The organism is Aeromonas sp. 160P (assembly GCF_055193095.1).
On the sequence record NZ_JBUXKV010000001.1, the window covers coordinates 2,186,800 to 2,212,971 of the forward strand.

Genomic DNA, 26,172 nt, shown 5'->3' on the forward strand with positions numbered 1-26,172 from the left:
GAGCGGTTCCCCCTTGGGTGAGGCTCGATTGCAAGTTGTGATCCCCTTGGCTTTTTGTCTCTGTGGGGGGAAGCCGGATGAGCCATCTATTCCGCTATTGATAGCAATAGAAAACGGGCCATCCGAAGGTGACCCGTGGTCGATAAGAGGATATCCGGTTGCCGCCGATCAGTTGAACGCCAGGAAGGGCGAGACGCAGAGCAGCAGGCCGGTGACGATGATGATGTAAAGGGAAGTGCCCTTGTACTTGTGCAGTGCCGGTACCTGATAGACCAGATAGGCCGGGATCAGGCAACCCACCATGCCGAAGATCGGGCTGCAAATGGAGGTGAAGCTCAGCACCGGTGCGTTGAGCACGATGGCACCCCAGGAGAGCATGACGGTAAAGACCATGATGCCTTTGCCCACCAGATCCCGGTTGATACGGTTTTCCGGCATCACCCGACGCAGCAGGTTCATCGCCAGTCCCTGACAGGCTTCACGGAAACCGAGGTAAACGCCGAAGTAGGCGGTCATCACCGCGAAGATGTTGAGGGTCAGGCTGAGCAGCTTGAGGGTCTGGCCGGGCATTCCCTGGGCTACCATGGCCAGCGCGGAGATGTTCTCTTCAGAGGCTTTGACCGCCTGATCGTGACCCATGGCCAGGGTGAAGGAGACCGCGTAGAAGAACACCACCACGAACAGGATGCCGAAGGCGATATTCATGGCGCGCATCGCCTTGAAGCGGGCCACTTCCAGCGACTTCTCCCGTGAACGGTAGGAGATCACCATGGGGCTCAGGCTCTGGATAAAGAGGATGGAGGTGAGGGTGAAGGGCAGCATGATGATGGCATCCTTCATCCAGTCACCGGCAGCAGGCATGGCGGTGATGTTGGCCGCATCCCACTTGTCCACCATCATCAGGCCGAGCACGGCTACCACACTGATCTTGGTCAGCACCATAAAGGTGGAGATCTTGAACAGCAGGTTCTCGCCACGGGAGGCCAGCGCCACCAGACCGCAGATCAGCACCAGACCATAGAAGGGATTGTCCGAGATCAGACCGTCGGTGACGCCGAAGCTTTGCAAGAATGAGGCGCTGTCATTGGTGATGGCAGTGGAGTAGACAAAGACCCAGATCACCAGCATCACAAAATAGAGGGCGCCGAGCAGCATTCCCCAGTTTTTACCGAGGTAGCCGGTGATGACGCTGGGGTAATCCTTGCACTCTGGCGAGGTGGCCAGGGTGTTGATAAAGAGGCGCTGGAACATATACATGGCCGGGTAGCCGATCACCGCTGAGAGCAAAAAGACCCACAAACCCATCAGACCCACCTGTACCGGCAGGAAGACGATCCCCGCGCCGATGGCCATGCCGATGCTCATGATAATCCAGCCCCAGTCGGTGCTGTCGAAGCGAACCGCTTCTTTCCATTCCAGGGTACCCATCGTTGGGCTGGTGAGTGTGGTGCTATGTGCGTCCATTAAAACCTTCTTTTTATAGGGGTAAGTGAGGGCGGCGCAAATATAGTTGCATTATTAGTTTGCACACAATGCCCTGAACGATACTTTTGTTGAAATATGGACGGTGATCACGGTTTATTTTGAGACCTAAAGATGCTTTTTGACCCCATCTTGTATATTTTTGTTGAATGAATAAAATAAAAAGCAAATAATGTTGCAAGAAATTAGATTCATAACTGCAAAAAAAATTGCATGCATTGGAGTGGTAAAATGAAAAGCATCATCACAGCAGCAGCGGCACCTGACGCTATCGGCCCTTACAGCCACGGCACCGCCTATGGCGATCTCATCTTTACCTCCGGCCAGCTGCCAGTCTGCAAGCAGCAAGGTGGGGTGGTGGAAGGGGGCATTGCTGCTCAGACTCGCCAGTCGTTGGAAAACCTGAAATCCGTGCTGGAAGCCGCTGGCGGCTCGCTCGATACCGTGCTCAAAACCACCTGCTACCTTGCCGAGATCAGCGATTTTGCCGCGTTCAACGAGGTCTATAAAGCCTATTTCCAGAAAGATTGTCCGGCGCGCAGCTGCTTCGCAGTGAAGGATCTGCCGATGGGCGTCAAGGTTGAAGTGGAAGCGATCGCCCATATCGCTCGTTAATGCTGAAAAAAAGGTTCCAGAGATGAAACAAGCGTGGCAGCAGTATCTGCAGATTATTCAACAGGTTGTCAAACCAGCGCTGGGTTGTACCGAGCCAATCGCCGCCGCCTATGCCGCGGCTGTCGCCGCCCGGCAGTTGGGGTGTGAACCTCGCCGCCTCGAAGTCGTGGTGTCGGATAATCTCTACAAAAACTCGATGGGTGTCTATGTGCCGGGCACCGGCAAGATTGGTCTGGCCATCGCGGCCGCCGCCGGCGCCATCGGCGGCAACGCCGATGGCGGACTGGAGGTGCTGGCCGCCATTGAGCCCGATCAGGTAGACCGTGCCCAACTGCTGATCGATGCCGGCAATGTGCAGGTGAGCCGCACCGCCGCCCCCGAGTTTATCTTCTGCCGCGTGACCGTGTTTGGTGTTGATGAGCAAGGGGAGGAGCACAGCGCCGACGTGACCCTGTGCGGTGGTCATACCCGTATCGTCGAGCAGCGCCGCGATGGCGAAATAACCTTCGCCGCTGATCAGAGCCAGGGTGGTGCCACCGGTGCCATCTGTGACGGGGTCGATATCAGCATCGCCGCCATCTATGAGTTTGCCACCCAGGTGGAGTTCGAGCAGATCAAGTTCATTCTCCAAGCCTCTGTGCTCAACGGCAAGCTCTCTGCCGAGGGGATGAACAATCCCTACGGTCTGCAGATTGGCCGTACCATGCAGCAGAATATTCAGGCTGGCCTTATTGGTGAGGATGTGATGAACCGCATCGTGATGATGACGGCCGCCGCCTCCGATGCCCGCATGGGGGGCGCTACCCTGCCTGCCATGAGCAACTTCGGCAGCGGCAACCAGGGCATTGCCGCCACCATCCCGGTGATGGTGATTGCCGAGCGTTACGGTGCCAGCGAAGAGCAGCTGGCCCGCGCCCTGATCATGAGTCATCTGGGTGCCATCTATATCAAGTCCCACTATCCACCGCTGTCGGCCTTCTGTGGCAATACCGTGACCAGCGCGGCGGCCTCCATGGCCATGGTCTATCTGGCGGGCGGCAGCTTCGAGCAATCCAGCTTCGCCATCCAGAACGTGTTGAGCGACAGTGCCGGTATGGTGTGCGACGGGGCGAAAGCCTCCTGCGCCATGAAGGTGAGTACCTCCTCCGGTGCGGCGGTGCGCGGCTTCCTGATGGCTCTCAACAGCCACTCGGTATCGGGGCAGGGGATCGTCTCCGACAACGTGGATCAAACCATCCGCAACGTTGGCCAGATGGTGAAGGACGGCATGTCTGCCACAGATACCACCATTATTGATATCATGTCCGCCTGATGTCCCTGTCGGCTGCTGCACGGCCCTATAACCGCCCATACAAGCCATGTGCAGCAGCCCTTGCAAGAAGGTCCGATTGTGAAGCTGCAAGAGTTGAGTGCGAGCGATTTTGAGATCCTCCGGTCGATGGAGAACATAGTGGATGGCATCGCCGCCATGTATGGCCAGCACACCGAGGTGCTGCTCCACAGTCTGGATGGGCGCAATCCCTCGATCATCAAGATTGCCAATGGTCATATCACTGGCCGCAGTGTCGGCGCCCCCATCACCAATCTGGCGATGATGAAGCTCAAGAGCGGGCAGGATATTTCCAGCCCCTACATGACCAAGTGTGCCACCGGCAAGACGCTGCGATCCTTGACCACTGTCATTCGCAATAGTGAGCATCAGGCAATCGGGCTGCTCTGCATCAATAGCGATATGGATGCCCCGTTGCAATCCGTGCTGCGGACCATGATGCCGGATTGCATGCACCCCCACGAGAGCCATGCCACCCCGGAGGTGTTTGCCCGTAACATCGACGAAGCCCTCAACAGCACCATCGACACCGTCAGTGCCGAGGTGCGTGGCAACGAGGCGGTGCCGCCGTCCCAGAAGACCCGGATCATCGTCAAGCAGCTGCACGACATGGGGATCTTCGAGCTCAAAGACAGTGCCCAGATCGCCGCGCGCCAGCTCGGCATCTCGGTTCACTCCATCTACCGCTATCTGCGGGAGATCAAGAACGGCTGAGCCGGTTCAATCCGGTCGCTCTGGTAGCAAACGGGTCAGCAGTGACCCGTTTTTTACGCCCGTTTGTGCCACCCTGTTTGCGTCATCACTCTTGCCTATCTGCTATCATCGTCCCCCTTCATTTTTCTATCTATCTGAACGTGCTGGAGAAACCATGTCCCGACTCATCTATCTGCTGCGCCACGGCCAGACCCGATTCAATGCCGAGCAGCGTCTGCAAGGGCGTTGTAACTCCGATCTGACCGACAAGGGCGAGGCGCAAGCCATCGCCATGGGACAGCGGCTTGCCGACGAACTGGCGGATCCCGCCCGCTGGACCGTCTATGCCAGCCCGCTCGGGCGTGCTCGCCAGACTGCGCTGCTGGTGTGCGAGCAACTGGGGTTGGCGGCGGATCGCATCGTCTGGGACGATCGGTTGATGGAGCTGGGGATGGGGGAGTGGGAGAGCTGCCAGATCCCAGAACTGCGGCTTGCCCACCCCGAGCTCGATACCTGCAGGGGGGACTGGTATCTGCAAGCGCCGGGGGCAGAGAGTTTCGAGAGCATTCAGCGCCGTGCACACCAGTGGTTGCAGGATCCAACGATCGCCGAGCGGGCCATCGTCATCTCCCACGGCCTGCTCGGCGCCATGCTGCGCGGCGTCTATGCCGATCTCGACTATGAGGCGACCTGGTCACAGGAGTTGCCGCAAGATGCCTTCTATAAACTGCAGGATGGCCATATCACCCGCATTGCCTGCTGACAGTCGCTGGCGGCGGTGAGTGTGCGGGGCATGGGGTTCCATGGGGTCGCGGTCAGGGGATAAGGATCCACTCTCGTCTGACCCCCTCGTAGACCGAGCTCAGGCCATATTGTTGCCAGATGTCGGCCATGGCGTCGTCGAAGAGTCCCAGCGTGAGAGAGGCGCGCAGGCGCTTCACTGTACTGGCAGGCAGTTGCGGGTGACAGGCCAGCCAGCGTTCGACCCGAGCCAGCACCATCACCCGCTGGACCGGTTTACCCCGGGCTTGGCTGCTCACCAGCTCGGGGAGCACATCGCTGATCAGCAGATCGAAGCGACCCGCCTGCAACATGGCGATACCCTGACCAGCCTTGGGCAGCAGTTCGTAGCGGATCGCCGCATTGTCGAGGATCTCTCTGAGCTCGGCCACATCGATGGCACCAATGCGATAGTTGCGCAGCGCCTCGATATTGCTCAGAGGTTTCACTGTGCCCTGTCGGGCATAAACCGCCAGAGTAATGGGTGCAATACGCGCCACATAGCGCAGGGTTTCGGCATTTTCGGCAGAAAAGTGCACGGCAAGCCCACAGCTGTCTGGCTCGGTCGTCACTATCTTGAGCAGGCGGCGCATCGGCTTGGCCTGAAAGTGGATCTTGATATCTTGCTGCTGCGCCAGACGGGCAAAGGCGTCGATATAGGGACCGCTCACCCCCTCTTTGCTGACCTGAATAAAGGGCGCGTAGGCATCCGCATAGATGTTCAATACGGGCTCGGCTGATGCGAGTCGACACCATAATGCCAGCAATACCCACCATCCTCTCATCGCCTCTCCTAAGGATGTACAACAAGTTCCACCGGGGTCTGAATTATACCGGGCAGATCGGCTTGGGGCGTGTTCTGGGCCAGCGCCTTGAGGGCGAGATCGAGGGCGTATTGTGCCTGCTTGCCCGGATACTGGTCCGCGGTGGCCACTATCTGGCCATCGTCGATGTATGGGCGGATCCCCAGGATATTGTCGTAGCCGCCGATCAGCACTTTTCCCGTCAACCCCAGCTCTGCGAGGGCTTGGGCTGCACCGATGGCCATGTTGTCGTTGCCACAGAGCAGGGCTTTGACATCTGGAGTCGCTTTGAGCAGATCGAGGGTGGCGCTCTTGCCCTGTTCGGTCACCCAGTAGCCGCTACGCACCCCGGCCACCACCATGTCGGCAGCTCGCAGGGCGGCCCGGAAACCGTCGCTACGTGCCCGGCTGTTGATAGCGCCGGGAGGGCCCTCAATCAGCCCGACTTTACTGCCCGTTGGCAGCGCTTTGGCGACATATTCCCCGACACTGCGTGCGCCGACAAAGTTGCTGGGGCCGACGAAGGGGATGTTGACCCCCTCCAGCACCAGCGCCCGGTCATCGAGTTTGTTGTCCATGTTGATGACCAGAATGCCAGCACGGATGGCCTCCATCAGCACGGGGAGCATGGCGACCGAATCGGTCGGCACCACGATCAACGCATCCACCTTTTGAGCAATCATCCGCCGGATGATTGCCTCCTGACCGGTGACATCCACCTCCTGCTGGATGCCTTCAAGTTGCAGTGTGAGGGTATCCGGATGGGCTTTGGCATAGCTTTCGGCCCCTTTCGCCATCTCGATGAAAAACTCGTTGCGAACGGATTTGAGTACCATGCCGATGGTCGGTTTGGCTGATACCTCACTGACCGAAAACAGTGCCACGGTCGCCCACAACAAGCATCTTTGCCAACATCTGGTCATGTTACCTCCGCCCTGCCGGGCTAATCATCCAGCGCCACGATGTTGTCCAAGTATATCTCAGCCATCAGCCGGGGCTGGCTTTGGGGCCAAGGTAAACAAGAGGGCGCCAGTGAGGCTTGGCAACGGCTGCAAAGCGGGGGGATTGCGCCGGGATCGGTCGATAACGGCCAGCAGCGGTTGGTGTCAAAACCGATGACGGCTTTTCGATTATTTCGACGGCAGGTCGGCGGATTTTTGCCGCAGTTCAACACATCAGAGCACCTTATCGCGGCAAGATGAGGTATCTTATGCCCCGATTTCATCCATTAAACGGATCCGAGACCCCATATGATCATCAAACCCAAGGTTCGCGGCTTTATCTGCACCACCACTCATCCGGTCGGTTGTGAAGCCAATGTTCGTCGCCAGATTGCTTATACCAAGGCCAAAGGCACCATCGAGAATGGTCCCAAGAAGGTGCTGGTGATCGGCGCTTCCACCGGTTATGGCCTGGCCTCCCGGATTGCGGCTGCCTTTGGTAGCGGCGCCGCCACCCTCGGCGTCTTCTTTGAAAAAGCGGGCACCGAGTCCAAGACCGGCACCGCTGGCTGGTACAATTCCGCCGCCTTCGACAAGGCTGCCAAAGAGGCGGGCCTCTACGCCAAGAGCGTCAACGGCGATGCCTTCTCCAACGAGTGCCGTGCCAAGGTGATCGAGCTTATCAAGCAGGATCTGGGTCAGATTGATCTGGTGGTTTACTCCCTGGCCTCTCCGGTGCGCAAGATGCCGGAAACCGGTGAAGTGGTGCGCTCTGCCCTGAAACCGATCGGCGAGACCTACACCACCACCGCCATCGACACCAACAAGGATCAGATCATCACCGCCACCGTCGAGCCGGCGAATGAGGAAGAGATCCAGAACACCATCACAGTGATGGGCGGTCAGGATTGGGAGCTGTGGATGGCTGCCCTGCGTGATGCAGGGGTGCTGGCTGACGGCGCCAAGTCGGTGGCCTACTCCTACATCGGCACCGATCTGACCTGGCCAATCTACTGGCACGGTACTCTGGGCCGCGCCAAGGAAGATCTGGACCGCGCCGCCACCGCCATCCGTGGCGATCTGGCTGCCAAGGGCGGCACCGCTCACGTGGCCGTGCTGAAATCTGTGGTGACCCAGGCCTCCTCCGCCATTCCGGTGATGCCGCTCTATATCTCCATGGCCTTCAAGATCATGAAGGAGAAGGGTATTCACGAGGGCTGCATGGAGCAGGTGGACCGCATGATGCGCACCCGTCTCTACGCCTCTGATATGGCGCTGGACGATCAGGCTCGCATCCGCATGGATGACTGGGAACTGCGCGAAGATGTGCAGCAGACCTGCCGCGACCTGTGGCCCTCCATTACCAGCGAGAATCTCTCCGAGCTGACCGATTACACCGGCTACAAGCAGACCTTCCTCGGCCTGTTCGGTTTCGGGCTGGATGAGGTTGATTACGATGCGGATGTGAATCCGGACGTGAAATTCGACGTGGTCGAGCTCTGATCCTGACGTAAGCGAAAACAGGGCTCCTTCTTGTTCCAAAGAGGGGCCCCGGGATTGCTAAAGCCCCCTCTTTGGAAAAAGAGGGGGCTTTTTTTATCAACGCAATGGTGTTGCGGTGGCGTGGTTGCCTCGCACTATGGTCGTGAGGGGGAGAGCGCCACATCGGTTGCCAGCATCATGGCGCGTAAGATGATAAAAAGGCTCCGAAGGAGCCTTTTTTGTTGCGATGAGTTGTACTTACTGCTTGTAACCCTTGAGGAAGCGGGCGAGGCGGCCAATGGCCTCTTCCAGCTCCTCTTCCCGGGGCAGGAACACCAGCCGGAAGTGATCCGGCGCCGGCCAGTTGAAGCCGGTACCCTGCACCAGCAGCAGTTTCTCTTGCTGCAGCAGGTCGAACACCATCTTCTGGTCGTCGCGAATGTCATACACCTTGGGATCAAGGCGCGGGAACATGTAGAGCGCCCCCTTGGGTTTGACGCAGGAGACCCCCGGAATGTCGTTGAGCAGCTCCCACGCCTTGTCCCGCTGTTTGCGCAAGCGGCCGCCCGGCAGGATCAGCTCGTTGATGCTCTGATAGCCACCAAGAGCGGTCTGGATGGCATGTTGCATCGGCACGTTAGCACACAGCCGCATGGAGGCCAGCATCTCCAGCCCCTCGATATAGCCGCGGGCGCGACCTTTGGGGCCGGTAATGACCATCCAGCCCTGACGGAAGCCACAGGCGCGGTAGGCTTTGGAGAGACCGTTGAAGGTCACCACGATCACGTCGTCACACAGGGTGCAGACGCTGGTGTGGGAGATATCGTCGTAGAGGATCTTGTCGTAGATCTCGTCGGCGAAAATGATGAGGTTGTGCTGGCGGGCGATCTCGATCACTTCCAGCAGGAACTCGCTGCCGTAGACGGCGCCGGTCGGGTTGTTGGGGTTGATCAGCACCAGGCCGCGGGTGCGCGGGGTGATGCGGGCGCGGATGTCGTCGAGATCCGGATACCAGTCAGCACCTTCGTCGCAGCGATAGTGCACCGCATGGCCACCGGAGAGGGTGACGGCAGCAGTCCAGAGCGGGTAGTCAGGGGAGGGCACCAGCATCTCGTCGCCGTTGTTGAGCAGCGCCTGCATCGCCATCACGATCAGCTCGCTGGCACCATTGCCGATATAGATGTCGTCGATATCGACTTTGCGCATCCCTTTTTGCTGGTAGTACTGCATCACCGCCTTGCGGGCAGAAAACAGCCCCTTGGAGTCGCAGTAGCCCTGGCTTAGCGGCATGTTGAGGATCACATCCTTGATGATCTCTTCCGGGGCATCAAAACCAAACGGGGCCGGGTTGCCGATGTTGAGCTTGAGAATGCGGTGGCCTTCGTCTTCGAGACGGCGGGCTTCTTTATGCACCGGGCCGCGGATGTCGTAGCAGACATCGTCGAGCTTGTGCGACTTGTCGATAGTGAACATGGTGACTGTGATTCCTTCCCCATGGGGACGCGTTGGCGAAAAAGGCGATTTTTTAGTATCAAATTTCTTTTCCCCTATTCTTCACAGAATTGAATGCTAGAACAATCCTCTTTTTAGAAGAAATCCCTGATTTTTAGCCCTGAAACAGGGTTGCCAAATCATTAAATTCAGCACGATCGTTTGTGTGACTAGAGGTTACCAGTGAAAGATGGTGGGCTGATTAACAAAGATACCCGACTGTGTTGAAATATTGGTATCCGCTGGCACGATGAGCTTGTGTACAAAACTTTCTTATCCCCTTTGTGATTTGAGGCCAGCTGGTACCGGCTGATTTGGTTAGCCATACTCGGCGAGCCATCTCATCGCATCGACCCACCCATATTGAGGCATTCCCATGCATGCACCCGTTCCTGGCCGTTATCGCCACTTCAAGGGGGGTTACTATCAAGTGCTCACCCTCGCCCTGCATACCGAAACCCAGGAGCAGCTGGTGATCTATCAATCCGAGCAGGATGGTCAGGTCTATGCTCGCCCTGTCGCTATGTTCATGGAGTGGATCGAGCATCAGGGGCAGGTTGTCAGCCGCTTCACACCTGCCGGGCATATGGCACCTTAGCTGAGTGATATACGAGCGCTCCTGATATGTAGCGTCAACCCTTGTCGCACCATGTTTGTAGTGGCAGCACCATATGCCACCCCTCGATAGTGATAAATATCTCATTTAATCAATTGTTTGTGATGGGTATCACAAAAATCACACATTTCTGTAAGGTTCGCATTCTCGAGCGACACTCCCATAATGCTGCGCTTATTGAATCTAAGGCTTTTTTTGAGTCTTTTTTACTGTTGTCTCATTGGGAGAATGAATGTGAAACCTGTTGCTGCTGAGTTTATGGGCACTTTCTGGCTGGTATTGGGCGGGTGCGGCAGTGCTGTGCTGGCCGCGGCCTTTCCGCATGTGGGGATCGGTCTGTTGGGGGTCTCGCTGGCCTTTGGTCTGACCGTGTTGACCATGGCGTTTGCCATCGGCCATATCTCCGGTTGCCACCTCAATCCGGCCGTTACCGTCGGTCTGTGGGCGGGTGGCCGTTTCCCTGCATCCGGAGTGCTGCCTTATATCGTGGCGCAAGTGCTGGGTGGCATCGCCGCTGCAGCCGTGCTTTATGTGATTGCCAGTGGTCAGGCCGGGTTTGATCTCTCAGCCGGTTTTGCCTCCAACGGCTACGGTGAGCACTCTCCGGGTGGTTACAGCCTGACTGCAGCACTGGTGTGTGAAATGGTGATGACCGGCTTCTTCCTGTTCGTGATCATGGGTGCCACCGATAGCCGCGCTCCTGCCGGTTTCGCGCCGATCGCCATCGGCCTGTGCCTGACCCTGATCCACCTCGTCAGCATTCCGGTGACCAATACCTCGGTCAACCCGGCTCGCAGTACCGGTGTCGCGTTGTTTGTCGGTGACTGGGCTGTCAGCCAGCTGTGGCTGTTCTGGGTTGCCCCGATTGTCGGTGCCATTCTGGGTGCGCTGGCTTATCGCCTGGTGGCGACTGAGCAGAAGTAATCGTTCAAACAAAAGTGTGGTATCGACACGCCTGCGGGCGTGTTTTTTGTTTCTGATGGGGGTTGGCAGTGGTTGGCTAGAGCGACTAGAGCCCCTTGGCCTGCAGCATATCTTTGTAGCGTTGGTGCAATAGCTGGACGCGTTCCACATAGGCGCGTGTTTCTGCGTAGGGCGGGATACCTCCATGCTTTTGTACGGCTCCCGGGCCGGCATTATAGGCAGCGGTTGCCAGCGCCACATTGCCGCCATACTGCCTGAGCAAGCCAGCCAGGTATTTTACCCCGCCGAAGATGTTCTGCTCGGCCAGCAGGGCATTGCCGACCCCCAGCTCTTGCGCAGTGGCAGGCATCAGCTGGGTCAGGCCCATCGCCCCCTTGCGGGAAACCGCCAATGGATTAAACGCTGACTCGGCATGGATCAGCGCCCGGATCAACGCCGGTTCAACCTGATAGGTTTTGGCGGCTGCCTTGATGGTGCTGGCATAGTCATAGAGAAACAGCCCTGTGGTCTGCCAGTTGACGCTGGATTTGGGGTTGCAGGCGAAGCAGTCATTGAATAGCAGCAGCTCGTAATTGCCCTGTTCGGGTGCCATGTCGGAGTAGCGTACCACCCCGTTCTGCTGCACCGATTTATAGACCTGGATCTGTTTGCTGCCTGGGGTTGCCGTGGTTGGCACGGGAGGAGGAGTATCGGCCGGGCGCAAGGGGGAGGGGGTAACAGTGAGAAATACCACCTCTGCAGGAGGCGGTGTCTGGCTCCATCCCGCCAGCGGTAACAACAACATATGGCCTGCCAGCATCCATGCTTTCAACCCTGGACTCCTTCCCGTGGTGATGATGTTGAGTAAAGCATCATGACGAGCGCGGAACAAGCGACGAAAACGGGCAAATGGCTTATGGCAGTGACCGGGATCAAAGAATCCACCGCAATAAGAGGTTGTTATGAGGCAGGCTCTTTGGTTCAGGTAGTGATGGGCAATCATCCCCCTGTTTTGTCGAGCAGGATGGTAATAGCAGTCGCTTTTTTGTGAATGGCAGCCATGTTATCGTGCTGCTGTCACAGGCACTGATTAGCCAGTGAAATTTAATAAACTGATTTCAAGGGATTAATCTGTGACGAGCCAGCCGGCGATGGAGCTTGTTTTTGAAGAGTACTGCGATGCAGACCTCTCTCTCATCAGGGACTATTACGAGACGACATTTTCCCACTATGTGCCGGATCTGGCCGAGCGGATCTTTGTCGTACGTGACGCGCACTGGTTGGTAGGGGCGGTGCGGTTGCGGGACGAAGAGGAGTTCTATCACTTGTGCGGCTTTCGTCTGTTGCCCCACTATCAGTCGTTGGGGTTGGGTTCCAGCCTGTTGCAACATGCTTGCCGCGATTTGCTCGAAAAGCCGGTGGTTTGCCAGGTGCTGCCTTTCGAGAAGCCGTTTTATCTCAAGGCCGGTTTTGCCGATATGCCGCTCAACCGATTGAGTGGGTCACTCTTCTCACTGTATGAGCGGCAGCAGCAGCAAGGCTATCAGGTTGAGCTACTGATACGAGACAGCACCCAGCTCCTCCCGAATTAAGTGGTCAACGAGGCTTGGTCAGCAGGTGGATCTTGCCCGGTGACAGCTCCAGCCCCAGCAGGTTTTCCTTCAGCCAGGCCTGATCCGGGTCTTTGTCATTGAGTTTGTAGACAGGTTTGCTCTCCAGCCGTTTCTCCATGCTCTGCAGCAGCATATTGAGCATGAGCCCGAACTTCTTCTCGGCCGCCTCCGGCTCCAGCTTGTACTCCACCAGCTTCATGTTATCGAGAAACAGTGCGCTCTGGGCCTTGTCGTAGCGGGGTCTCGCCTCATAGGTCATCTGCAGGCGAGCGTCATATTCGGTATTGTCGGGCAGGGCTATTTTGAGCTTGCCCTTGCCATAGACCCGGGCGGTATCGGGACGCTGGCGACCAATTTGCACATCGCTCTGCTCCAGCTGCACATGGGCCTTGATGATGCCCGGCAGCTCCAGCTGTTTATCGATTTGCACCTGAGATTGCAGGTACTGGTTTATCTGTTGCTCATTGATGTCATATGAGCCCTGGCTTAGCATGGCCAGACTCAGCAGCATAGATTGCAGGATCATGGGGGCGACCTGATAGAATGGATTTGTCTTACAGCATACCATTTTGACCATGTTGGGTCTGCCCAGCGCACTGTTTGTCGATCACAAGGAGTCCCCGTTGCTCAACGGTTTGGAATACGATCTCCACCTGCTTTTCTCCCGTTTTTTGGGCTGGCTGCTACTGCTTTTTCATACCGTGATCGTCACCGGGGTGTCGTTTCGGGTGATCATGAAGCGGCGTCCTATCGGGGTATCGCTGGCCTGGCTGGCCCTTATCTATGCCATTCCGTTTGCCGGGGTTGGCTTCTACATCTTGTTTGGCGAGATCAAACTGGGTCGCCGCCGCGCTGAGCGTGCCCAGGCCATGTACCGCCCTTATGCTATCTGGACGCGTCAGTTGGCCCGTCTGTTTCCCCAGCACTGTTGTGAGGTGGGTGCCAAGGCGCTGCCATTGCACGATTTGATCCAGAGCCGCTTGGGGATGCCGATGCTGTCTGGCAATCGCATGACGCTGCTGAACAAACCCGAATCGATATTACGCGAAATAGTGCGTGATATTCGTCAATCCTCCCAGTCTTGTTATCTGGAGTTCTACATCTGGCACCCGGGTGGCGATGCCGATCAGGTATGCGAGGCGTTGATTGAGGTGGCGATGCGCGGCGTGGATTGTCGCTTGTTGCTCGATTCGGTGGGCAGCAAACAGTTCTTCCGGTCACACTGGCCGAAAAAGCTGCGCAAGGCGGGGGTCAAGCTGGTGGAAGTGCTGCCCGTTGGTGCCTGGCGCATTCTGTTCCAGCGCCAGGATTTGCGTATGCACCGCAAGCTGGTGGTGATCGATGACCGGGTGGGTTACACCGGCTCGATGAATATGGTGGATCCCCGTTTTTTCAAACAGGATGCCGGTGTCGGCCAGTGGGTCGATATCATGATCCGGGTACAGGGCCCCATGGTACCGCTGATGTGGTCCATCTTCGTCTGGGATTGGGAGATGGAGACCGGCGAGCGGTTGCTCGACAGTTTGCAGCACGATCCTGAGGTCTGGCCCCAGACCAACTACCGTGCCCAGCTTATCCCGTCGGGTCCTTTCGTTGGTGGCGATTGTATTCAGCAGAGCCTGCTGCTGGCCATTTATCAAGCTCGTAGCCATCTGGTGCTAACCACCCCCTACTTCGTGCCTGATGATCCGCTGGCGGCAGCGCTCAGCTCGGCGGCGGCCCGCGGGGTGCAGGTGCAACTGGTATTGCCCGAACGCAACGACTCCATCATGGCTAACTATGCCTGTAATGCCTTTATGGAGGAGCTGTTGGCGGCAGGGGTGGAGATCTATCGTTATGATGCCGGTTTGCTCCATACCAAGAGTGTGCTGGTAGACGATGACTTTGCTTTGGTGGGCACGGTTAACCTGGATCGTCGTAGCCTCTGGCTCAATTTTGAAGTGACCCTATTGGTCGATAACCCCGCCTTCGTGGCTCAGATGACTCGCCTGGTGCAGGGTTATATGACGGAAGCGACCCCGATGACCCTGGCCAAATGGCAGGCGCGTCCCTGGTACAAAAAGGCGATGGAGAACATCTTCTATCTCTTCAGTCCCTTGTTGTGACGCTGTGGCGAGCCGGCAGAATGTTGGCTTGCCATCTGATTGGACTTGCCTCGTCCCGAGTCCGCCCCGTAGAGTGCAGTGACAACTCGCTGGAGACACATGGATTTATGAAAAAGATAGTGGCCCTCGCCGTGGGTGCGGCATTGGTAGGTGGTGGTTTGGCTGCCTGTTGGTACACCGGAAACAGCTTCGATAACATAGTGGCGGAGCAGATTGCCAAGGTGAAGAAAGAGACGGGCCTGGAACTGCAGTGGCTGCCGGGCAACAGCAATCTGTTTGCGCGCGACGGGGTGTTGAAGCTGGTGGTCAGCCCGCAGGAGATGGCGGCACTCGATAGCAATCTGCAAGGGGATCAACCACTGGATCTGCAGTTTGTCGTGACCAGCAGGATCCTGCCGCTCTATATCAAAAGCAACGTGCTGCTTGATACCAAACAAGGCTCTCTGGCGCCGGTGTTCGCCACGCTGGGGATGGAGCAGTGGCAATTAGGTGTGGAGTCAGTGAGCAGCCTCTGGACCCAAGCTAACAGCAGCCGCTTTTGGGCTAACGAGTTCAAGGTCAAACAGGGGCTGGACGAGTTTAATTTTTTGCCACTTAGCGGTGAGTTCCACGGCGATCTGGAGGGGAGTGGTCACCTCACCATGACCTGGCAGGGCATGACGGTCCACGAAGAGCAGAGCAAGATGGATCTGGTGCTGGCGGACCTGAAGGGCAGCGCCGACATCGCCGAGATCAGCGGTGTCATGCTCTCTCCCCAGAGTGAAATGGCACTGGCGGCGCTGACCTTGCAACTGCCCGATAGCGTCAAGGTATCGTTGCAGGGGCTGACCACCGCGACCCAGCTGACAGGGGACAATGCCCAAACCCTCTCCAGCAGTTATCAGATGAAGATTGCCAAACTCGATCTGGAGAGTGAAACCGATACCTTGGCATTAACTGACAGCAAGCTGGCGCTTAACCTCAAGGGGCTGGATCTGGAAGGGTATCAGGGTCTGCAAGCTGCCAGTGGTCAGGGGATTGAGGATAGCGCCATCCAGCAGGCGCTGGACAAGATGCTCAAACGTGGCGCAACCCTGGAGCTGGCGGACCTGAGTGCCAAGCTCAACGGTGAAGCTGTTGCCATGAAAGGGGATGTGGCGCTGGCGTCCACCTCGCTGGAGCAGCTGTTCAATAGCGAGGAGGGGATGCAGGCACTGAGTGGCCAACTGCATGCCAGTCTGAGCGACAAGCTGGGCAAGGCGGTGCCGCAACTGGCCCCGATGCTCGATCAGTTGACCTTGATGGGGTATCTGAAGGCCGATAAGCAAAAACTGATCTCCGAGCTGAAGCTGGTGAAGGGTGCCGTGACGGTGAATAATTTGCCGCTTTGATAGATGGCGTGTAAACAACAACGGCTCCCGCGGGAGCCGTTGTTGTTTCTGGCATTTGCATACGTGCCGCGTTGGCGGATTACTTGAACACCACCGTCTTGTTGCCGCAGACGAATACTCGCTCGTTCAACACCAGCTCCAGCGCCCGGCTCAGCACCGATTTCTCCACATCCCGGCCCGCTTTGGCCATGTCGTCGGCACTGAAGGCGTGGCCGACGTGGATCACATCCTGCTCGACGATGGGGCCTTCATCCAGATCGTTGGTCACGAAGTGGGCGGTAGCGCCGATCAGCTTGACCCCGCGATCGAACGCTTGTTGATAAGGGCGGGCGCCGATGAAGGCGGGCAAGAAAGAGTGGTGGATGTTGAGGATTTTACGGGGGTAGGCTTCAACGAAGCTGGGGGTCAGCACCCGCATGTACTTGGCCAGGATCACATAGTCAGGCTCATAGCTGTCGATGATGGCGCGCACCTGCTCTTCATGCTCGGTTCGGCTCAGCTGCTCGTGGCTGACGGTGTGGAACGGAATATTGAACTTGCCGGTGAGCTCGCCGAGGGTGTCGTAGTTGCCGATCACCGCGACGATATCCATATCCAGCGCGCCCGCGTAGTTCTTCATCAGAATGTCGCCAAGGCAGTGGGTCTCCTTGGTCACCAGAATGACGATACGCTTCTTGCCTGCCTTGACCAGACGACGCTCGGCGCCAGCGGGCAGGGCATCATCCAGATCCGCCAGCAGGGTCTCGTCGTTGAAACGCCCCTCCAGCTCGGTACGCATAAAGAAGCGGCCATTTTCGTGATCCACAAACTCATCGTTCTTGATGATGTTGAGCTGGTGCTTGTAGCAGATGTTGGTGATCTTGGCGATGAGGCCCTTGGCATCCGGGCAATCCGTGAGCAGTATTTTCTTTTCCATCTCTGTCATTTTCCGTTTGTGGTGTTGGCGCCGCTGTCTGCGCAGGGAGCGCATTTATTCAGGCTCTCATTTCGAGGCACTGTTTATGGTTGTTGTGGGGGGGAACTATGCCATAAACCGATCCGCACCATAAAGCACTTCGCCAGTCTGGGTGGTGCGGTAGTCAGTCGGCAGCGGAGGTCACTCATTTGATCCGGTGTTGAAACGGTTTTCAGCCAGCGGGGGATTTTGGCTGGTATCTGCAACCGTTTTTCTTTAGGCTGTCTGCGCTTATTCTCAGGGCGGGGTGCAATTCCCCACCGGCGGTATCCCGATTGACTCGGGGAGCCCGCGAGCGCCCGACCTGGCAGATTGCCGGTTCGGGGTCAGCAGATCCGGTGAGATGCCGGAGCCGACGGTGATAGTCCGGATGAAAGAGGATAAGACAGACATTGCCGCGTTGGCCCTTGTGGGCTGGCTGCTGCATGCTTATCTCTGTCTGCCTTTCCGTGCCCTGATTCTGGTCCTTGTCTTGTTTAGGAGTTTTACCATGAATCAGTCTCTACTCAGTGAATTCGGTGATCCCATTGCCCGTGTCGAAGCGGCCCTGACAGCCTTGCGTGCCGGTGGCGGCGTGCTGGTGGCCGATGATGAAGATCGGGAGAACGAGGGTGACCTTATTTTCGCCGCTCAATCCATGACCAATGAACAGATGGCGATGATGATCCGCGAATGTTCCGGCATCGTCTGCCTCTGTCTGCCCGACCAACGGGTTCGTCAGCTGGAATTGCCGATGATGGTGGATGCCAACTCCAGCCACTACCAGACAGCCTTCACCGTCACCATCGAAGCGGCGCAGGGGGTGACCACCGGTGTCTCGGCGGCCGATCGCATCACCACCATCCGTGCTGCCATTGCCGATGGCGCCAAACCGGGGGATCTGCATCGCCCGGGGCATGTCTTCCCGCTTCGGGCACGTACCGGTGGAGTGCTTACCCGTCGTGGTCATACCGAAGCGACGGTCGATCTGATGCAGCTGGCTGGCCTCAAACCGTTCGGTGTGTTGTGCGAATTAACCAAAGAAGATGGTTCCATGGCTCGGCTGCCTGACCTGATTTCATTTGGTCGGCAGCACCGGATGCCGGTACTGACCATTGAAGATCTGGTGCAATACCGTCAATCGGCGTCAGATCGAACAGCTTAAGCCTCATACGAAATTGTAATAAGGCAAAAAGTTGGGTAACCTTTGTCTGTGTTTCCACCATGCGGCACTCATTTTTTAGAGATTTTGGATAAAAACTGTCCACTCGAAAAAAAATGAGGCTTTTAATGCGTTTATCTGTGGTGGGGACTATGCAAAGTATGATTTTTTTGTGCCATAATCACGCCGCTTGCTAAACGTCTGGCGAGTTCAAGGGAGCTTTAAAAATGAAAAAATTGTTGTTGGTAGGTGTTGTTGGTCTGTCCGCTCTGCTGGGCGGTTGTGCAAACACCAGCGAACTGGAAACTTCCGTTCAGAATCTGTCTAACAAAGTTGACCAACTGGCTCAAGATGTTAGCGCTGTTCGTGCTGATCAATCCAAAATTGCTGCTGATGTTTCTGAAGCCAAGCAAGAAGCTATGCGTGCTAACCAGCGCATCGACAACATGGCTACTTCTTACAAGAAGTAATCCATGCGAAAAAAATGGCGCAATTATGCGCCATTTTTTTTTGCCTGAAATTCACCATTTCCCTCTCTGCACGTCCCTGTCTTTAGCTGTGACCCATGAGGTCATGCCGGTCTCCCGGCACTCCCCCATCATTACCAGCAGTTCGACTCTGATCAGTAGAGCAGACTATAGAGTTTGCGACGGTAGTTCTGCGCCGCCGCTGTACTGCCCATGGTCGCCAGAATATCGAGATAGGTCTTTCTGGCATCGCCGAATGCCAAGTCCCGCTTGAGGATCTCCAGCAACAAGCTCAATGCCTCTTCTTGACGGCCAGCCTGGTGGTATTGCACTGCCAGCTCCTGGGTCAGGGCAAAATCATCGGGTTGTTCTGCATGGCGGGCTTCCAGCGCACGCAGCTCGGGGCTATCTGCCGCTTGCAGCGCCAGCGCCAGTCGTGAGCTTAGGGTATGGAAGTGATCATCCTGCGCCACCATGGGGATCTGGCCGAGACGCTCCTGCGCTTCATCCAGCAAATTGAGATCAAGTGCCGCTTGAATCAGCCACAGGCTGATGTCGTGGCGCTCGGGCGCCAGCTGGTGGGCCTTGGTCAGGTGGGCATAGGCGATGCTGGGCTGTTCCTCCGTCAGCGCTTGCTGTCCTTTGCTCAGCAGCTCTTCCTCTTCTTTGGGGGCGAAGGCGGCGAAGTACTGACGCAAGGTCGCTTCATCCTGCGGGCCTTCAATAATGGATTGCTCATCAGGTCGTCCCTGATGGAACAGCACCAGCGCTGGCAGGGCGCGCAGGCCAAGCTGGCTGGCCAGTGGCTGCAGCTGGGGATCGTTCATGTCCACCTTGGCTAGAGTGACCTGCTCATTGGCGGGCCCAACCAAAGACTCGATCAGCGGCGTCATCCCCTGACACTCCGGCATCTGCGGCGCATAGAAGTAGATGACGACCGGTTTCTTCATGGACGCATCGATCAGTTCGGCGTGAAAATTCTGGGGAGTAATATCGACGATCATGAGTTGGACTCTTTAATAAGGGTGGTAAGTAACATGGGGTTGATAGGCAGGCAATTCAAGCGCTCATCCAGTCGGTAAACATTCACCGTGGTTGCCGCCCCGGCCAGGCTCAGCCAGCCGTTGGCAAAGGGCCAATCCTGCACCTGATAAGTAAGGTTATCCAGCCGATTGTCGAGTCGCCACTCTTCATCCGGGATGAAACGCACCTTTTCGAGCCCCGCGGCTATGCCGCCACCGTGAGCTTTCAGTACCGCCTCCTTACGCGACCACAGCCGGTAGAAGGCGCACTCCTGCTCGTTAGCGGGCAGCGCGCAGAGCCACTCATATTCACTCTGTGCATAAAATCGGCGTGCCAGGGGGAGGGGATTATGCCGCCGTTTGCCCAGTTCGAGATCCACCCCCAGCGGCCCCTGCGGGCAGAGCGCCAGCACCAGCCAGTGGCCACTGTGGCTGAGGTTGAAGTGCCAGCCATTATCATGCAACCGTGGTTTCCCGTGTTCATCTTGACAAAATTGCAAGCTGGCGGCGGTTTGTTGCAGCCGTTCGGCCAGTAGCTGGCGCAAGAGGGCGCGGCTTATCAGGTACTCCTGACGGCGAGCGGGATGGGTAATTGTTTGCCAGATATGTCGTTCATTGTCCGACAGCCACTGTGGTAATTGCAGCAGTTGTTGCTGGCATACGGCGGCTGAATTTAACAAAAAAAGATCGGTTTCGATCATTGTTATTCACTTTAAAAAGGTGCTGAAGCAGGGATAAAAGTCAGTTATCTATGAGCCCCAAGGCTCTTTTAGCGATTGTATATTGTTTGGGCATGATCACATTAATTATGAAAAATAGTGCATTACCTTGCAAAAATGTGAGCTCGATAGGGATTTTCACTTGCCTCGATAGAATTCTTGGATATAGTCGGGTGCTGTTGCCTTATAAATTGCCCTTTGGGGCCGTATTTTAACAAGATTGACTATTTAGCGGGGATAAAGGATTGCGCCACCTGATGCTACTGCTGGTCGCGCTCGGAATGGTGGGTTGTGCCTCGGCACCCCAGACCGAGGTCGCGAGCAAGATCGAAGTTTCCATGGTTGAACCTGTCATTGAACCAGAAGCTTCCCAGACACCCGATGTGAATGAAATCCTGACTGTATATAAAGAGTGGCGTGGCGTTCCGTACCGGATGGGTGGCAGTAGCCAGCGTGGTATCGATTGTTCCGCCTTTGCCCGTGAAGTGTTCCGCAATGCCGTAGGTGTCGAATTACCCCGTGATACCCGCTCCCAAGTCCACGAAGGGACGCGCGTTTCCAAGCAGGATCTGGTCGAAGGTGATCTGGTCTTCTTCAAAATCAATCGTCGTCTCAACCACGTTGGTATCTACGTCGGCAATGGTGAATTTATCCATGCCTCGACCCGCGCCGGGGTGACGCGCTCCAAGCTGGACAGCCAATACTGGCGCAGCAAGTTCTGGCAAGCTCGCCGGATCGACATCTGAGTCAGGCTGGACAAACGGCTCGCAGTACGGACTGTTTTTCCAACCTCACTTGAACCGGGCTCGATAGCCCGGTTTTTTATTGCCGTCGTTTAGACTTTCCCGAGTCAAATCACTATAGTGTGGGCCCGTTTTCTTCGGCAGGCTCAGCATGAAACCCCGCATCCCATCAGCCGGTGGCCCCCAGTCGGGCGACCGTAAATCCGGACTTCACTCCCGTAATCGCCATCAGGCGGGCTACGACTTTGCGGCGCTTTGCCTGCGAACTCCCGAGTTGGCCGCTTACGTCTTTACCAATGACTACGGGACTCGCACCATCGATTTTGCCAATCCTGATGGGGTCAAGGCCCTTAACCGTGCCCTGCTGGCCCATCACTACGGCATTGCCCACTGGGATCTGCCGGCCGGTTACCTCTGTCCCCCCATTCCGGGACGGGTGGACTATCTGCATTGGGCGGCCGACCTGCTGGCCGAAAGCGCTGGCCAGGTCCCTACCGGCAAGGGGGTGAGGGTGCTGGATATCGGGGTAGGGGCAAACTGCATCTATCCACTACTCGGTAGCCGGGAATATGGCTGGCGCTTCGTGGGGTCTGATATCGATCCGGTGTCGGTCAAGGCGGCGACCTTGCTGACCAAGAGCAATGGGCTGGGTAATCAGATTGAGTGCCGCTTGCAGGGCAATGCCAGCCATGTGTTTCACGGCATCATAGGGCCGAAGGAGCGCTTTGCCCTGACCCTGTGCAATCCCCCGTTCCATGCATCGCTGGAAGAGGCGAGCAAAGGCTCTGAGCGCAAGCTGCGCAATCTGGGGAAAGAGGTCACCGGGACTCCGCTGCTCAATTTCGGTGGTCAGAAAGCCGAGCTCTGGTGCGAAGGGGGCGAGGCGGCGTTTCTGGCCAATATGATTGCCCAGAGCAAGGAGTTTGCCAGCCAGTGCCTCTGGTTCAGCTCGCTGGTGTCAAAAAAAGAGAACCTGCCGGGGGCAAAAAAGGCGCTGGCACGGGTGGGGGCCTGTCAGGTGCGGGTGATCGACATGGCGCAAGGCAACAAGGTGAGCAGGATCCTGGCCTGGTCGTTTGTTGATGATGCCAGCATGGTCGGCTGGTGGTCAGCCACGCGCTAAAGAGTGCCAGCGTGCTCACCAAGGTGCTTTTTAGGGGGGCGCCCTGGTACTGGCTTCGCCAGATGCTTGCTTGGTAATCTGGTTTTTAACTGGCGAATACCGCTGCTTTTTGTAGTTTAAGTGGTTACTTATTCCGTGGTACACGTGTACGCCGAGATTTTTTTGCACTTACTGCTGAAACTTTAATAAAATAGGACTGGTTAGACCTCTTATTCGGCATTGAATCAAATAGGGATCGGTAAATGAAAGTTGTCGATTTTCTGAAGCGCAAGCGCGAAATTCTGGCGCAGCACCCCTTTGAGCTCAAGGATTGGCTCTCTCCGGCGATCCGCGACTACTGGCGTGAGTTTCAGCAAAAGGCACATCTTCACCCTTTGTTGGGACGTGTACTGGACTTGCAGAGTGAGTCTCAGAGCGAACAGCAACAGGATGCAGCAACCGTGGCACAAGTGGCCAACGGTCAGCCGGTCATGGCCCAAGAGCCCGCGATGGCGTTGTCGGGCGAGATTGGCGAGCTCTATGGGGTTCTGCAGGCTCGGGTTGGCGAAGAGACCCATGTGGGTGAGTGGCTGCATATCAGCCAACAGATGATCGATCAGTTTGCTGCGGCAACTGGCGATAACCAATGGATCCACACCAATCCTGAGCGGGCGGCCGCCGAGTCGCCTTTCAAGACCACCATTGCTCACGGTTTTCTGACCCTGTCGCTGCTGCCGCAATTGACCGGTTCGGTCGATGAGGCCACCCCCGAGTTCCCGACCGCCCGTATGGTGGTGAACTTCGGGTTGGATCAGGTGCGTTTCCCGTACCCCATCAAGGTGGACAGCAACATCCGCGCCCGTACCAAGTTGGCACGGGTGACCCCGATAAAGGGTGGGTTGGAGCTGCTCAAGGAGATCAAGGTCGAGATCGAAGGGATCCGTCGCCCGGGTTGCGTGATCGAGTCAGTGACCCGCATCTATTTCTAAGCGCCCTGATTGGTATGAATGATGAAACGGGCCCACTGTAGTGCTCAACTAACAGTGGGCCCGTTTTTTTTGCCTGTTTGTTGCCAGTTGTGAGGTGTCAGCCATTGCGCGCCGACCCCCGCTTGATATGACTCACAAAACCGAACCCACTGCAGTTATCCAGCTCCCATTTTGGCCACATTGAGGTCTGACGAGACAGAATGTTGTGCGACTATTGGCTCCTAATTCCATATTCTGGTGACAATAGTGCCCATCAATCACAAGATTATTCTGCCACTACTGCTTAGCCTCGCTATCTTGCTGATCCCGACCCAGTGGATCCCGCTGGAGGGAATAACGGTGATCGAGCAGCGGGTCGTGGCCATTTTCGTGCTGGCCGCCCTCTGCTGGATCCTGGAGCCCATCCCCATCTTCGCCACCTCGGTGCTGATCATCGTGCTGGAGTTGCTGCTGCTCTCCGACAAGGGACTCTGGTTTATGACTGCCGACAAGGCAGAGCCGGGGTTTGGTGAGCTGCTCAAATCGACCGAAGTGATGGCGACCTTTGCCTCGCCGGTCATCATGCTGTTTCTGGGCGGTTTTTTCCTTGCTATCGCCGCCACCAAATATCAGCTGGACCTCAATCTGGCACGGGTGCTGCTGCGCCCCTTTGGCCGGGATCCCAAGATTGTCATGCTGGGATTGATGTTGATCACTGCCACCTTCTCCATGTTCATGAGCAATACCGCCACCACCGCCATGATGCTGGCCATTCTCTCACCTGTGCTGGCGGTCTTTCCCGACAAGGACCCTGCTAAAATCGGCTTCGTGCTGGCCATTCCGCTGGCGGCCAATCTGGGCGGGATCGGTACCCCCATCGGCACTCCGCCCAACGCGGTGGCGCTCAAATACCTGACCGGCGAGCATGCTATCTCGTTCGGTCAGTGGATGGGATTTGCGGTGCCCTTTGTCGCTGTATTGCTGTTGCTCGGCTGGTTTCTGCTGGGGCGCTTCTTCCCCAGTACCCTCAAGCGCATTGATCTCAAGATCGAGGGGCGCTTTATGCAGACCCCCCGTGCCTGGGTGGTCTACCTCACCTTCATCACCACCATAGTGCTCTGGCTGCTGGGGGATCTTCATGGCATGAGCTCCTATGTGGTTGCCCTGATCCCGGTTGCGGTGTTCCTGACCACCGGCATCATCACCAAGGATGATCTGCACAAGATCTCTCTCGACGTGCTCTGGCTGGTGTCAGGTGGTATCGCGCTGGGGCTGGCACTGGAGGATTCCGGTCTGGCGGAGCGGCTCATCACCCATATTCCGTTCCATGAGTACTCCACGCTGGCGGTGCTGGTCGGGACCTGTCTGCTAGCGGTAGTGATGGCAAACTTCATGTCCAATACCGCAACCGCTAACTTGCTGCTGCCACTGGTGGCGGCGCTGGCGGTCAGCATGCCGGAGCTGGCTGAGTGGGGCGGCAGCCATACCCTGATCCTGGCGGTGACCATCTCGGTCTCGCTCGGAATGTCGCTGCCCATCAGTACCCCGCCCAATGCGCTGGCCCATGCCACCGGCCTGGTGGAGAGCCGCCAGATGGTGCGGATCGGCGTCATCATGGGACTGGTCGGCACCCTGCTGGCGATGGTGTGGATCTACCAGATTGCGGCCTGGGGGCTGATCTGACCGTGGCTCTTGCTTGTCATGCCATGGTCCTGCGTAGGTAAGGCCGCACTGCACCGTGCACGCGAATGACAAGAGGAGCCAAATTGGCTCCTCTTGTTTGTGCTCGACTGAGTGATCGAGTTAGAAACTGGCACCCAGACTGAGCAGATGCTTGAACTCGGTCTCTTTATATTTTTGCTCCGGGCCATCAAAGTGAATCTTTCCATCTTCCCACTCCATCTCGCTCGACCAGGAGAGGCGCAGGTGATCATTGAAGTAGTAGCGCAGCCCCACGCTGCCGGTCACATCTCGATCCAGTGTGATATAGGGGGAGGGCTGATCCAGATAGACCAGATAGCGCCCCTGACTGAACAGCTCCAGTTTCTCCCGCCACAGCGGGACAGGTTGGCGATAATCCCAGCTCATGCTGGCAAAGGGATAATCAATGATCCGGTTGCCTTTAAAGTACGCCCCAACCCCGCTCTCTTCCCTGAAGTAGGCTTTGCGCAGGCCCCCTTGTGCCACGAACTCCAGTCGACGGCGCTTCTCGTTCCAGAAGCGGTAGCCCGGGCCTGTACCATAGTCGAGGCTGAGGTAGTTGCTCTCCAGCATGTCATATTCGGCATTGAGCGAGCTGCGCACAAACCACTGCTGATCGAAAAAGTAGTCAAGGGTCGGGTTCAGCTTGTAGTCGTGGCTATCGGTGACGCTGTCAGAGGTTTCGTAGGAGTATTCACCGGAGAGGCTGTAGCGCCAGTCCAGATTGGCCAGCTCGGTCTTGCCCTTGAAGTTGACGTTGTTGGTGTGTTTATCTTTGTTTTTGAGCTTGACGTTGAGATCGCCATTGCCGGTCCAGAGCCAGGCATTGCGCTCATTCTGCTCATCTTTGAACAGCTTGATCCCCCCTTTGGCGGTCGCCTTGGGTTTATCCTGCTTCTCCAGCCGCCAGCGCTTGATGGCATCCCGCTGGACGGTAACTGCGCCGGTATAGGGCAGGGCGATACGCACCGACTCCTCGCCGATCTCTTCAATGGTGCCGGTCAGGCGATCGCCGTTGTTCATCCAGAGAATGTCCTTTGCCCACAAGCAGTGGCTGGTCAGGATGAGCACGAGGGGCAGGTATTTCATGGCGTATGACAACTCCGGTATGACTCAGGCTCTGATTGCGG

26 protein-coding genes and 1 riboswitch are annotated in these 26,172 nt (G+C 56.9%); of the genes, 16 read left to right on the forward strand and 10 right to left on the reverse strand.

What is annotated here, in order from left to right; all coding sequences use genetic code 11:
- Window positions 1-168: 168 nt before the first annotated feature.
- Window positions 169-1,464, reverse strand: a complete 1,296-nt coding sequence (locus ACY8FN_RS10430; protein ID WP_204787362.1) for an SLC5/6 family protein — start codon at window positions 1,462-1,464, stop codon at window positions 169-171.
- Window positions 1,465-1,713: 249 nt separating this feature from the next.
- Between ACY8FN_RS10430 and ACY8FN_RS10435 the strand changes: the two genes are divergently transcribed.
- The 4 genes from ACY8FN_RS10435 (at window position 1,714) to ACY8FN_RS10450 (ending at window position 4,883) form a co-directional block, all read left to right on the forward strand.
- On the forward strand, window positions 1,714-2,097 hold the full coding sequence (locus tag ACY8FN_RS10435) for a Rid family detoxifying hydrolase (RefSeq protein WP_042058012.1): 384 nt from the start codon (window positions 1,714-1,716) through the stop codon (window positions 2,095-2,097).
- Between the two features lie 22 nt (window positions 2,098-2,119).
- Window positions 2,120-3,409: an L-cysteine desulfidase family protein gene (locus tag ACY8FN_RS10440; protein ID WP_139718625.1), complete on the forward strand. Its 1,290-nt coding sequence runs from the start codon at window positions 2,120-2,122 to the stop codon at window positions 3,407-3,409.
- 78 nt (window positions 3,410-3,487) lie between these two features.
- On the forward strand, window positions 3,488-4,141 hold the full coding sequence (locus ACY8FN_RS10445) for a helix-turn-helix transcriptional regulator (RefSeq protein ID WP_463099968.1): 654 nt from the start codon (window positions 3,488-3,490) through the stop codon (window positions 4,139-4,141).
- A gap of 154 nt (window positions 4,142-4,295) precedes the next feature.
- Window positions 4,296-4,883, forward strand: a complete 588-nt coding sequence (locus tag ACY8FN_RS10450) for a histidine phosphatase family protein (RefSeq protein WP_463099969.1) — start codon at window positions 4,296-4,298, stop codon at window positions 4,881-4,883.
- 52 nt (window positions 4,884-4,935) lie between these two features.
- Here ACY8FN_RS10450 and ACY8FN_RS10455 read toward each other — a convergent pair whose 3' ends face one another.
- Both ACY8FN_RS10455 and ACY8FN_RS10460 read right to left on the reverse strand, forming a co-directional pair.
- A complete protein-coding gene (locus tag ACY8FN_RS10455; protein WP_463099970.1) occupies window positions 4,936-5,685 on the reverse strand; it encodes a hypothetical protein in 750 nt (249 codons plus the stop codon).
- Window positions 5,686-5,693: 8 nt separating this feature from the next.
- Window positions 5,694-6,587 carry a substrate-binding domain-containing protein gene (locus ACY8FN_RS10460; protein ID WP_463099971.1) on the reverse strand — a complete coding sequence of 298 codons (894 nt, stop codon included), beginning with the start codon at window positions 6,585-6,587 and terminating at the stop codon, window positions 5,694-5,696.
- Window positions 6,588-6,953: 366 nt separating this feature from the next.
- Here ACY8FN_RS10460 and fabV point away from each other — a divergent pair, with 366 nt between their 5' ends.
- The gene (fabV, locus tag ACY8FN_RS10465; protein WP_463099972.1) at window positions 6,954-8,147 is read left to right on the forward strand and encodes an enoyl-ACP reductase FabV; all 1,194 of its coding nucleotides are present in this window, start codon (window positions 6,954-6,956) and stop codon (window positions 8,145-8,147) included.
- 237 nt (window positions 8,148-8,384) lie between these two features.
- On the opposite strand, the gene ACY8FN_RS10470 is transcribed toward fabV, so the two are convergent.
- A complete protein-coding gene (locus ACY8FN_RS10470) occupies window positions 8,385-9,599 on the reverse strand; it encodes a pyridoxal phosphate-dependent aminotransferase (protein WP_101316991.1) in 1,215 nt (404 codons plus the stop codon).
- Between the two features lie 394 nt (window positions 9,600-9,993).
- Here ACY8FN_RS10470 and ACY8FN_RS10475 point away from each other — a divergent pair, with 394 nt between their 5' ends.
- Both ACY8FN_RS10475 and aqpZ read left to right on the forward strand, forming a co-directional pair.
- Window positions 9,994-10,215, forward strand: a complete 222-nt coding sequence (locus ACY8FN_RS10475; protein WP_068976935.1) for a DUF1653 domain-containing protein — start codon at window positions 9,994-9,996, stop codon at window positions 10,213-10,215.
- A 252-nt stretch (window positions 10,216-10,467) separates the two neighbouring features.
- Complete coding sequence (gene aqpZ, locus ACY8FN_RS10480; protein ID WP_042656004.1) at window positions 10,468-11,157, forward strand: aquaporin Z; 690 nt, start codon at window positions 10,468-10,470, stop codon at window positions 11,155-11,157.
- 85 nt (window positions 11,158-11,242) lie between these two features.
- On the opposite strand, the gene ACY8FN_RS10485 is transcribed toward aqpZ, so the two are convergent.
- Window positions 11,243-11,956: a lytic transglycosylase domain-containing protein gene (locus tag ACY8FN_RS10485; RefSeq protein ID WP_463101155.1), complete on the reverse strand. Its 714-nt coding sequence runs from the start codon at window positions 11,954-11,956 to the stop codon at window positions 11,243-11,245.
- 331 nt (window positions 11,957-12,287) lie between these two features.
- Between ACY8FN_RS10485 and ACY8FN_RS10490 the strand changes: the two genes are divergently transcribed.
- Window positions 12,288-12,728 carry a GNAT family N-acetyltransferase gene (locus ACY8FN_RS10490; RefSeq protein WP_101324309.1) on the forward strand — a complete coding sequence of 147 codons (441 nt, stop codon included), beginning with the start codon at window positions 12,288-12,290 and terminating at the stop codon, window positions 12,726-12,728.
- Between the two features lie 4 nt (window positions 12,729-12,732).
- Here ACY8FN_RS10490 and ACY8FN_RS10495 read toward each other — a convergent pair whose 3' ends face one another.
- On the reverse strand, window positions 12,733-13,275 hold the full coding sequence (locus ACY8FN_RS10495) for a YceB family lipoprotein (RefSeq protein WP_162515495.1): 543 nt from the start codon (window positions 13,273-13,275) through the stop codon (window positions 12,733-12,735).
- 97 nt (window positions 13,276-13,372) lie between these two features.
- Between ACY8FN_RS10495 and cls the strand changes: the two genes are divergently transcribed.
- A complete protein-coding gene (gene cls / locus ACY8FN_RS10500) occupies window positions 13,373-14,854 on the forward strand; it encodes a cardiolipin synthase (RefSeq protein WP_101317048.1) in 1,482 nt (493 codons plus the stop codon).
- 107 nt (window positions 14,855-14,961) lie between these two features.
- Window positions 14,962-16,224: a DUF945 family protein gene (locus ACY8FN_RS10505; protein ID WP_463099973.1), complete on the forward strand. Its 1,263-nt coding sequence runs from the start codon at window positions 14,962-14,964 to the stop codon at window positions 16,222-16,224.
- Window positions 16,225-16,303: 79 nt separating this feature from the next.
- Here ACY8FN_RS10505 and purU read toward each other — a convergent pair whose 3' ends face one another.
- On the reverse strand, window positions 16,304-17,140 hold the full coding sequence (purU, locus tag ACY8FN_RS10510; protein WP_042021375.1) for a formyltetrahydrofolate deformylase: 837 nt from the start codon (window positions 17,138-17,140) through the stop codon (window positions 16,304-16,306).
- Between the two features lie 268 nt (window positions 17,141-17,408).
- Window positions 17,409-17,565, forward strand: a riboswitch (FMN riboswitch).
- A gap of 104 nt (window positions 17,566-17,669) precedes the next feature.
- Between purU and ribB the strand changes: the two genes are divergently transcribed.
- Together ribB and ACY8FN_RS10520 are read left to right on the forward strand one after the other, a co-directional pair.
- Window positions 17,670-18,323 (forward strand): 3,4-dihydroxy-2-butanone-4-phosphate synthase, encoded by a 654-nt coding sequence (gene ribB / locus ACY8FN_RS10515; RefSeq protein ID WP_101346828.1) that lies wholly within the window; start codon window positions 17,670-17,672, stop codon window positions 18,321-18,323.
- Between the two features lie 224 nt (window positions 18,324-18,547).
- A complete protein-coding gene (locus ACY8FN_RS10520; protein WP_042021193.1) occupies window positions 18,548-18,790 on the forward strand; it encodes an Lpp/OprI family alanine-zipper lipoprotein in 243 nt (80 codons plus the stop codon).
- A gap of 152 nt (window positions 18,791-18,942) precedes the next feature.
- On the opposite strand, the gene ACY8FN_RS10525 is transcribed toward ACY8FN_RS10520, so the two are convergent.
- Together ACY8FN_RS10525 and ACY8FN_RS10530 are read right to left on the reverse strand one after the other, a co-directional pair.
- Window positions 18,943-19,791, reverse strand: coding sequence for a tetratricopeptide repeat protein (locus ACY8FN_RS10525; protein ID WP_139729406.1), 849 nt, complete (start codon window positions 19,789-19,791; stop codon window positions 18,943-18,945).
- Window positions 19,788-20,510, reverse strand: coding sequence for a 4'-phosphopantetheinyl transferase family protein (locus ACY8FN_RS10530; protein WP_463099974.1), 723 nt, complete (start codon window positions 20,508-20,510; stop codon window positions 19,788-19,790). Before ACY8FN_RS10530 ends, ACY8FN_RS10525 begins: the two co-directional genes overlap by 4 nt.
- A 275-nt stretch (window positions 20,511-20,785) precedes the next feature.
- On the opposite strand from ACY8FN_RS10530, the gene ACY8FN_RS10535 reads away from it, so the two are divergent.
- The 4 genes from ACY8FN_RS10535 (at window position 20,786) to ACY8FN_RS10550 (ending at window position 25,024) form a co-directional block, all read left to right on the forward strand.
- Window positions 20,786-21,274 carry a C40 family peptidase gene (locus tag ACY8FN_RS10535; protein ID WP_042021200.1) on the forward strand — a complete coding sequence of 163 codons (489 nt, stop codon included), beginning with the start codon at window positions 20,786-20,788 and terminating at the stop codon, window positions 21,272-21,274.
- A gap of 148 nt (window positions 21,275-21,422) precedes the next feature.
- Window positions 21,423-22,394 (forward strand): 23S rRNA (adenine(1618)-N(6))-methyltransferase RlmF, encoded by a 972-nt coding sequence (gene rlmF / locus ACY8FN_RS10540; RefSeq protein ID WP_463099975.1) that lies wholly within the window; start codon window positions 21,423-21,425, stop codon window positions 22,392-22,394.
- A gap of 242 nt (window positions 22,395-22,636) precedes the next feature.
- The gene (locus tag ACY8FN_RS10545) at window positions 22,637-23,362 is read left to right on the forward strand and encodes a MaoC family dehydratase (RefSeq protein ID WP_101317005.1); all 726 of its coding nucleotides are present in this window, start codon (window positions 22,637-22,639) and stop codon (window positions 23,360-23,362) included.
- 246 nt (window positions 23,363-23,608) lie between these two features.
- Window positions 23,609-25,024 (forward strand): SLC13 family permease, encoded by a 1,416-nt coding sequence (locus tag ACY8FN_RS10550; protein WP_463099976.1) that lies wholly within the window; start codon window positions 23,609-23,611, stop codon window positions 25,022-25,024.
- Window positions 25,025-25,144: 120 nt separating this feature from the next.
- Here the strand turns inward: ACY8FN_RS10550 and ACY8FN_RS10555 are convergent, their stop codons facing one another.
- Window positions 25,145-26,131 (reverse strand): DUF481 domain-containing protein, encoded by a 987-nt coding sequence (locus ACY8FN_RS10555; protein WP_101317009.1) that lies wholly within the window; start codon window positions 26,129-26,131, stop codon window positions 25,145-25,147.
- Between the last annotated feature and the right edge of the window lie 41 nt (window positions 26,132-26,172).

What these genes read in the sequence shown, in the direction of transcription:
- ACY8FN_RS10525 (WP_139729406.1), bottom strand. Translation starts at nt 19,791, where the DNA reads ATGATCGTCGATATTACTCCCCAGAATTTTCACGCCGAACTGATCGAT.
- ACY8FN_RS10450 (WP_463099969.1), top strand. Translation starts at nt 4,296, where the DNA reads ATGTCCCGACTCATCTATCTGCTGCGCCACGGCCAGACCCGATTCAAT.
- purU (WP_042021375.1), bottom strand. Translation starts at nt 17,140, where the DNA reads ATGGAAAAGAAAATACTGCTCACGGATTGCCCGGATGCCAAGGGCCTC.
- ACY8FN_RS10495 (WP_162515495.1), bottom strand. Translation starts at nt 13,275, where the DNA reads ATGATCCTGCAATCTATGCTGCTGAGTCTGGCCATGCTAAGCCAGGGC.
- ACY8FN_RS10440 (WP_139718625.1), top strand. Translation starts at nt 2,120, where the DNA reads ATGAAACAAGCGTGGCAGCAGTATCTGCAGATTATTCAACAGGTTGTC.
- ACY8FN_RS10475 (WP_068976935.1), top strand. Translation starts at nt 9,994, where the DNA reads ATGCATGCACCCGTTCCTGGCCGTTATCGCCACTTCAAGGGGGGTTAC.
- ACY8FN_RS10555 (WP_101317009.1), bottom strand. Translation starts at nt 26,131, where the DNA reads ATGAAATACCTGCCCCTCGTGCTCATCCTGACCAGCCACTGCTTGTGG.
- ACY8FN_RS10535 (WP_042021200.1), top strand. Translation starts at nt 20,786, where the DNA reads ATGCTACTGCTGGTCGCGCTCGGAATGGTGGGTTGTGCCTCGGCACCC.
- ACY8FN_RS10435 (WP_042058012.1), top strand. Translation starts at nt 1,714, where the DNA reads ATGAAAAGCATCATCACAGCAGCAGCGGCACCTGACGCTATCGGCCCT.
- ACY8FN_RS10455 (WP_463099970.1), bottom strand. Translation starts at nt 5,685, where the DNA reads ATGAGAGGATGGTGGGTATTGCTGGCATTATGGTGTCGACTCGCATCA.
- ACY8FN_RS10520 (WP_042021193.1), top strand. Translation starts at nt 18,548, where the DNA reads ATGAAAAAATTGTTGTTGGTAGGTGTTGTTGGTCTGTCCGCTCTGCTG.
- ribB (WP_101346828.1), top strand. Translation starts at nt 17,670, where the DNA reads ATGAATCAGTCTCTACTCAGTGAATTCGGTGATCCCATTGCCCGTGTC.
- fabV (WP_463099972.1), top strand. Translation starts at nt 6,954, where the DNA reads ATGATCATCAAACCCAAGGTTCGCGGCTTTATCTGCACCACCACTCAT.
- ACY8FN_RS10490 (WP_101324309.1), top strand. Translation starts at nt 12,288, where the DNA reads ATGGAGCTTGTTTTTGAAGAGTACTGCGATGCAGACCTCTCTCTCATC.
- ACY8FN_RS10430 (WP_204787362.1), bottom strand. Translation starts at nt 1,464, where the DNA reads ATGGACGCACATAGCACCACACTCACCAGCCCAACGATGGGTACCCTG.
- ACY8FN_RS10505 (WP_463099973.1), top strand. Translation starts at nt 14,962, where the DNA reads ATGAAAAAGATAGTGGCCCTCGCCGTGGGTGCGGCATTGGTAGGTGGT.
- ACY8FN_RS10545 (WP_101317005.1), top strand. Translation starts at nt 22,637, where the DNA reads ATGAAAGTTGTCGATTTTCTGAAGCGCAAGCGCGAAATTCTGGCGCAG.
- ACY8FN_RS10530 (WP_463099974.1), bottom strand. Translation starts at nt 20,510, where the DNA reads ATGATCGAAACCGATCTTTTTTTGTTAAATTCAGCCGCCGTATGCCAG.
- rlmF (WP_463099975.1), top strand. Translation starts at nt 21,423, where the DNA reads ATGAAACCCCGCATCCCATCAGCCGGTGGCCCCCAGTCGGGCGACCGT.
- ACY8FN_RS10470 (WP_101316991.1), bottom strand. Translation starts at nt 9,599, where the DNA reads ATGTTCACTATCGACAAGTCGCACAAGCTCGACGATGTCTGCTACGAC.
- ACY8FN_RS10485 (WP_463101155.1), bottom strand. Translation starts at nt 11,956, where the DNA reads ATGCTGGCAGGCCATATGTTGTTGTTACCGCTGGCGGGATGGAGCCAG.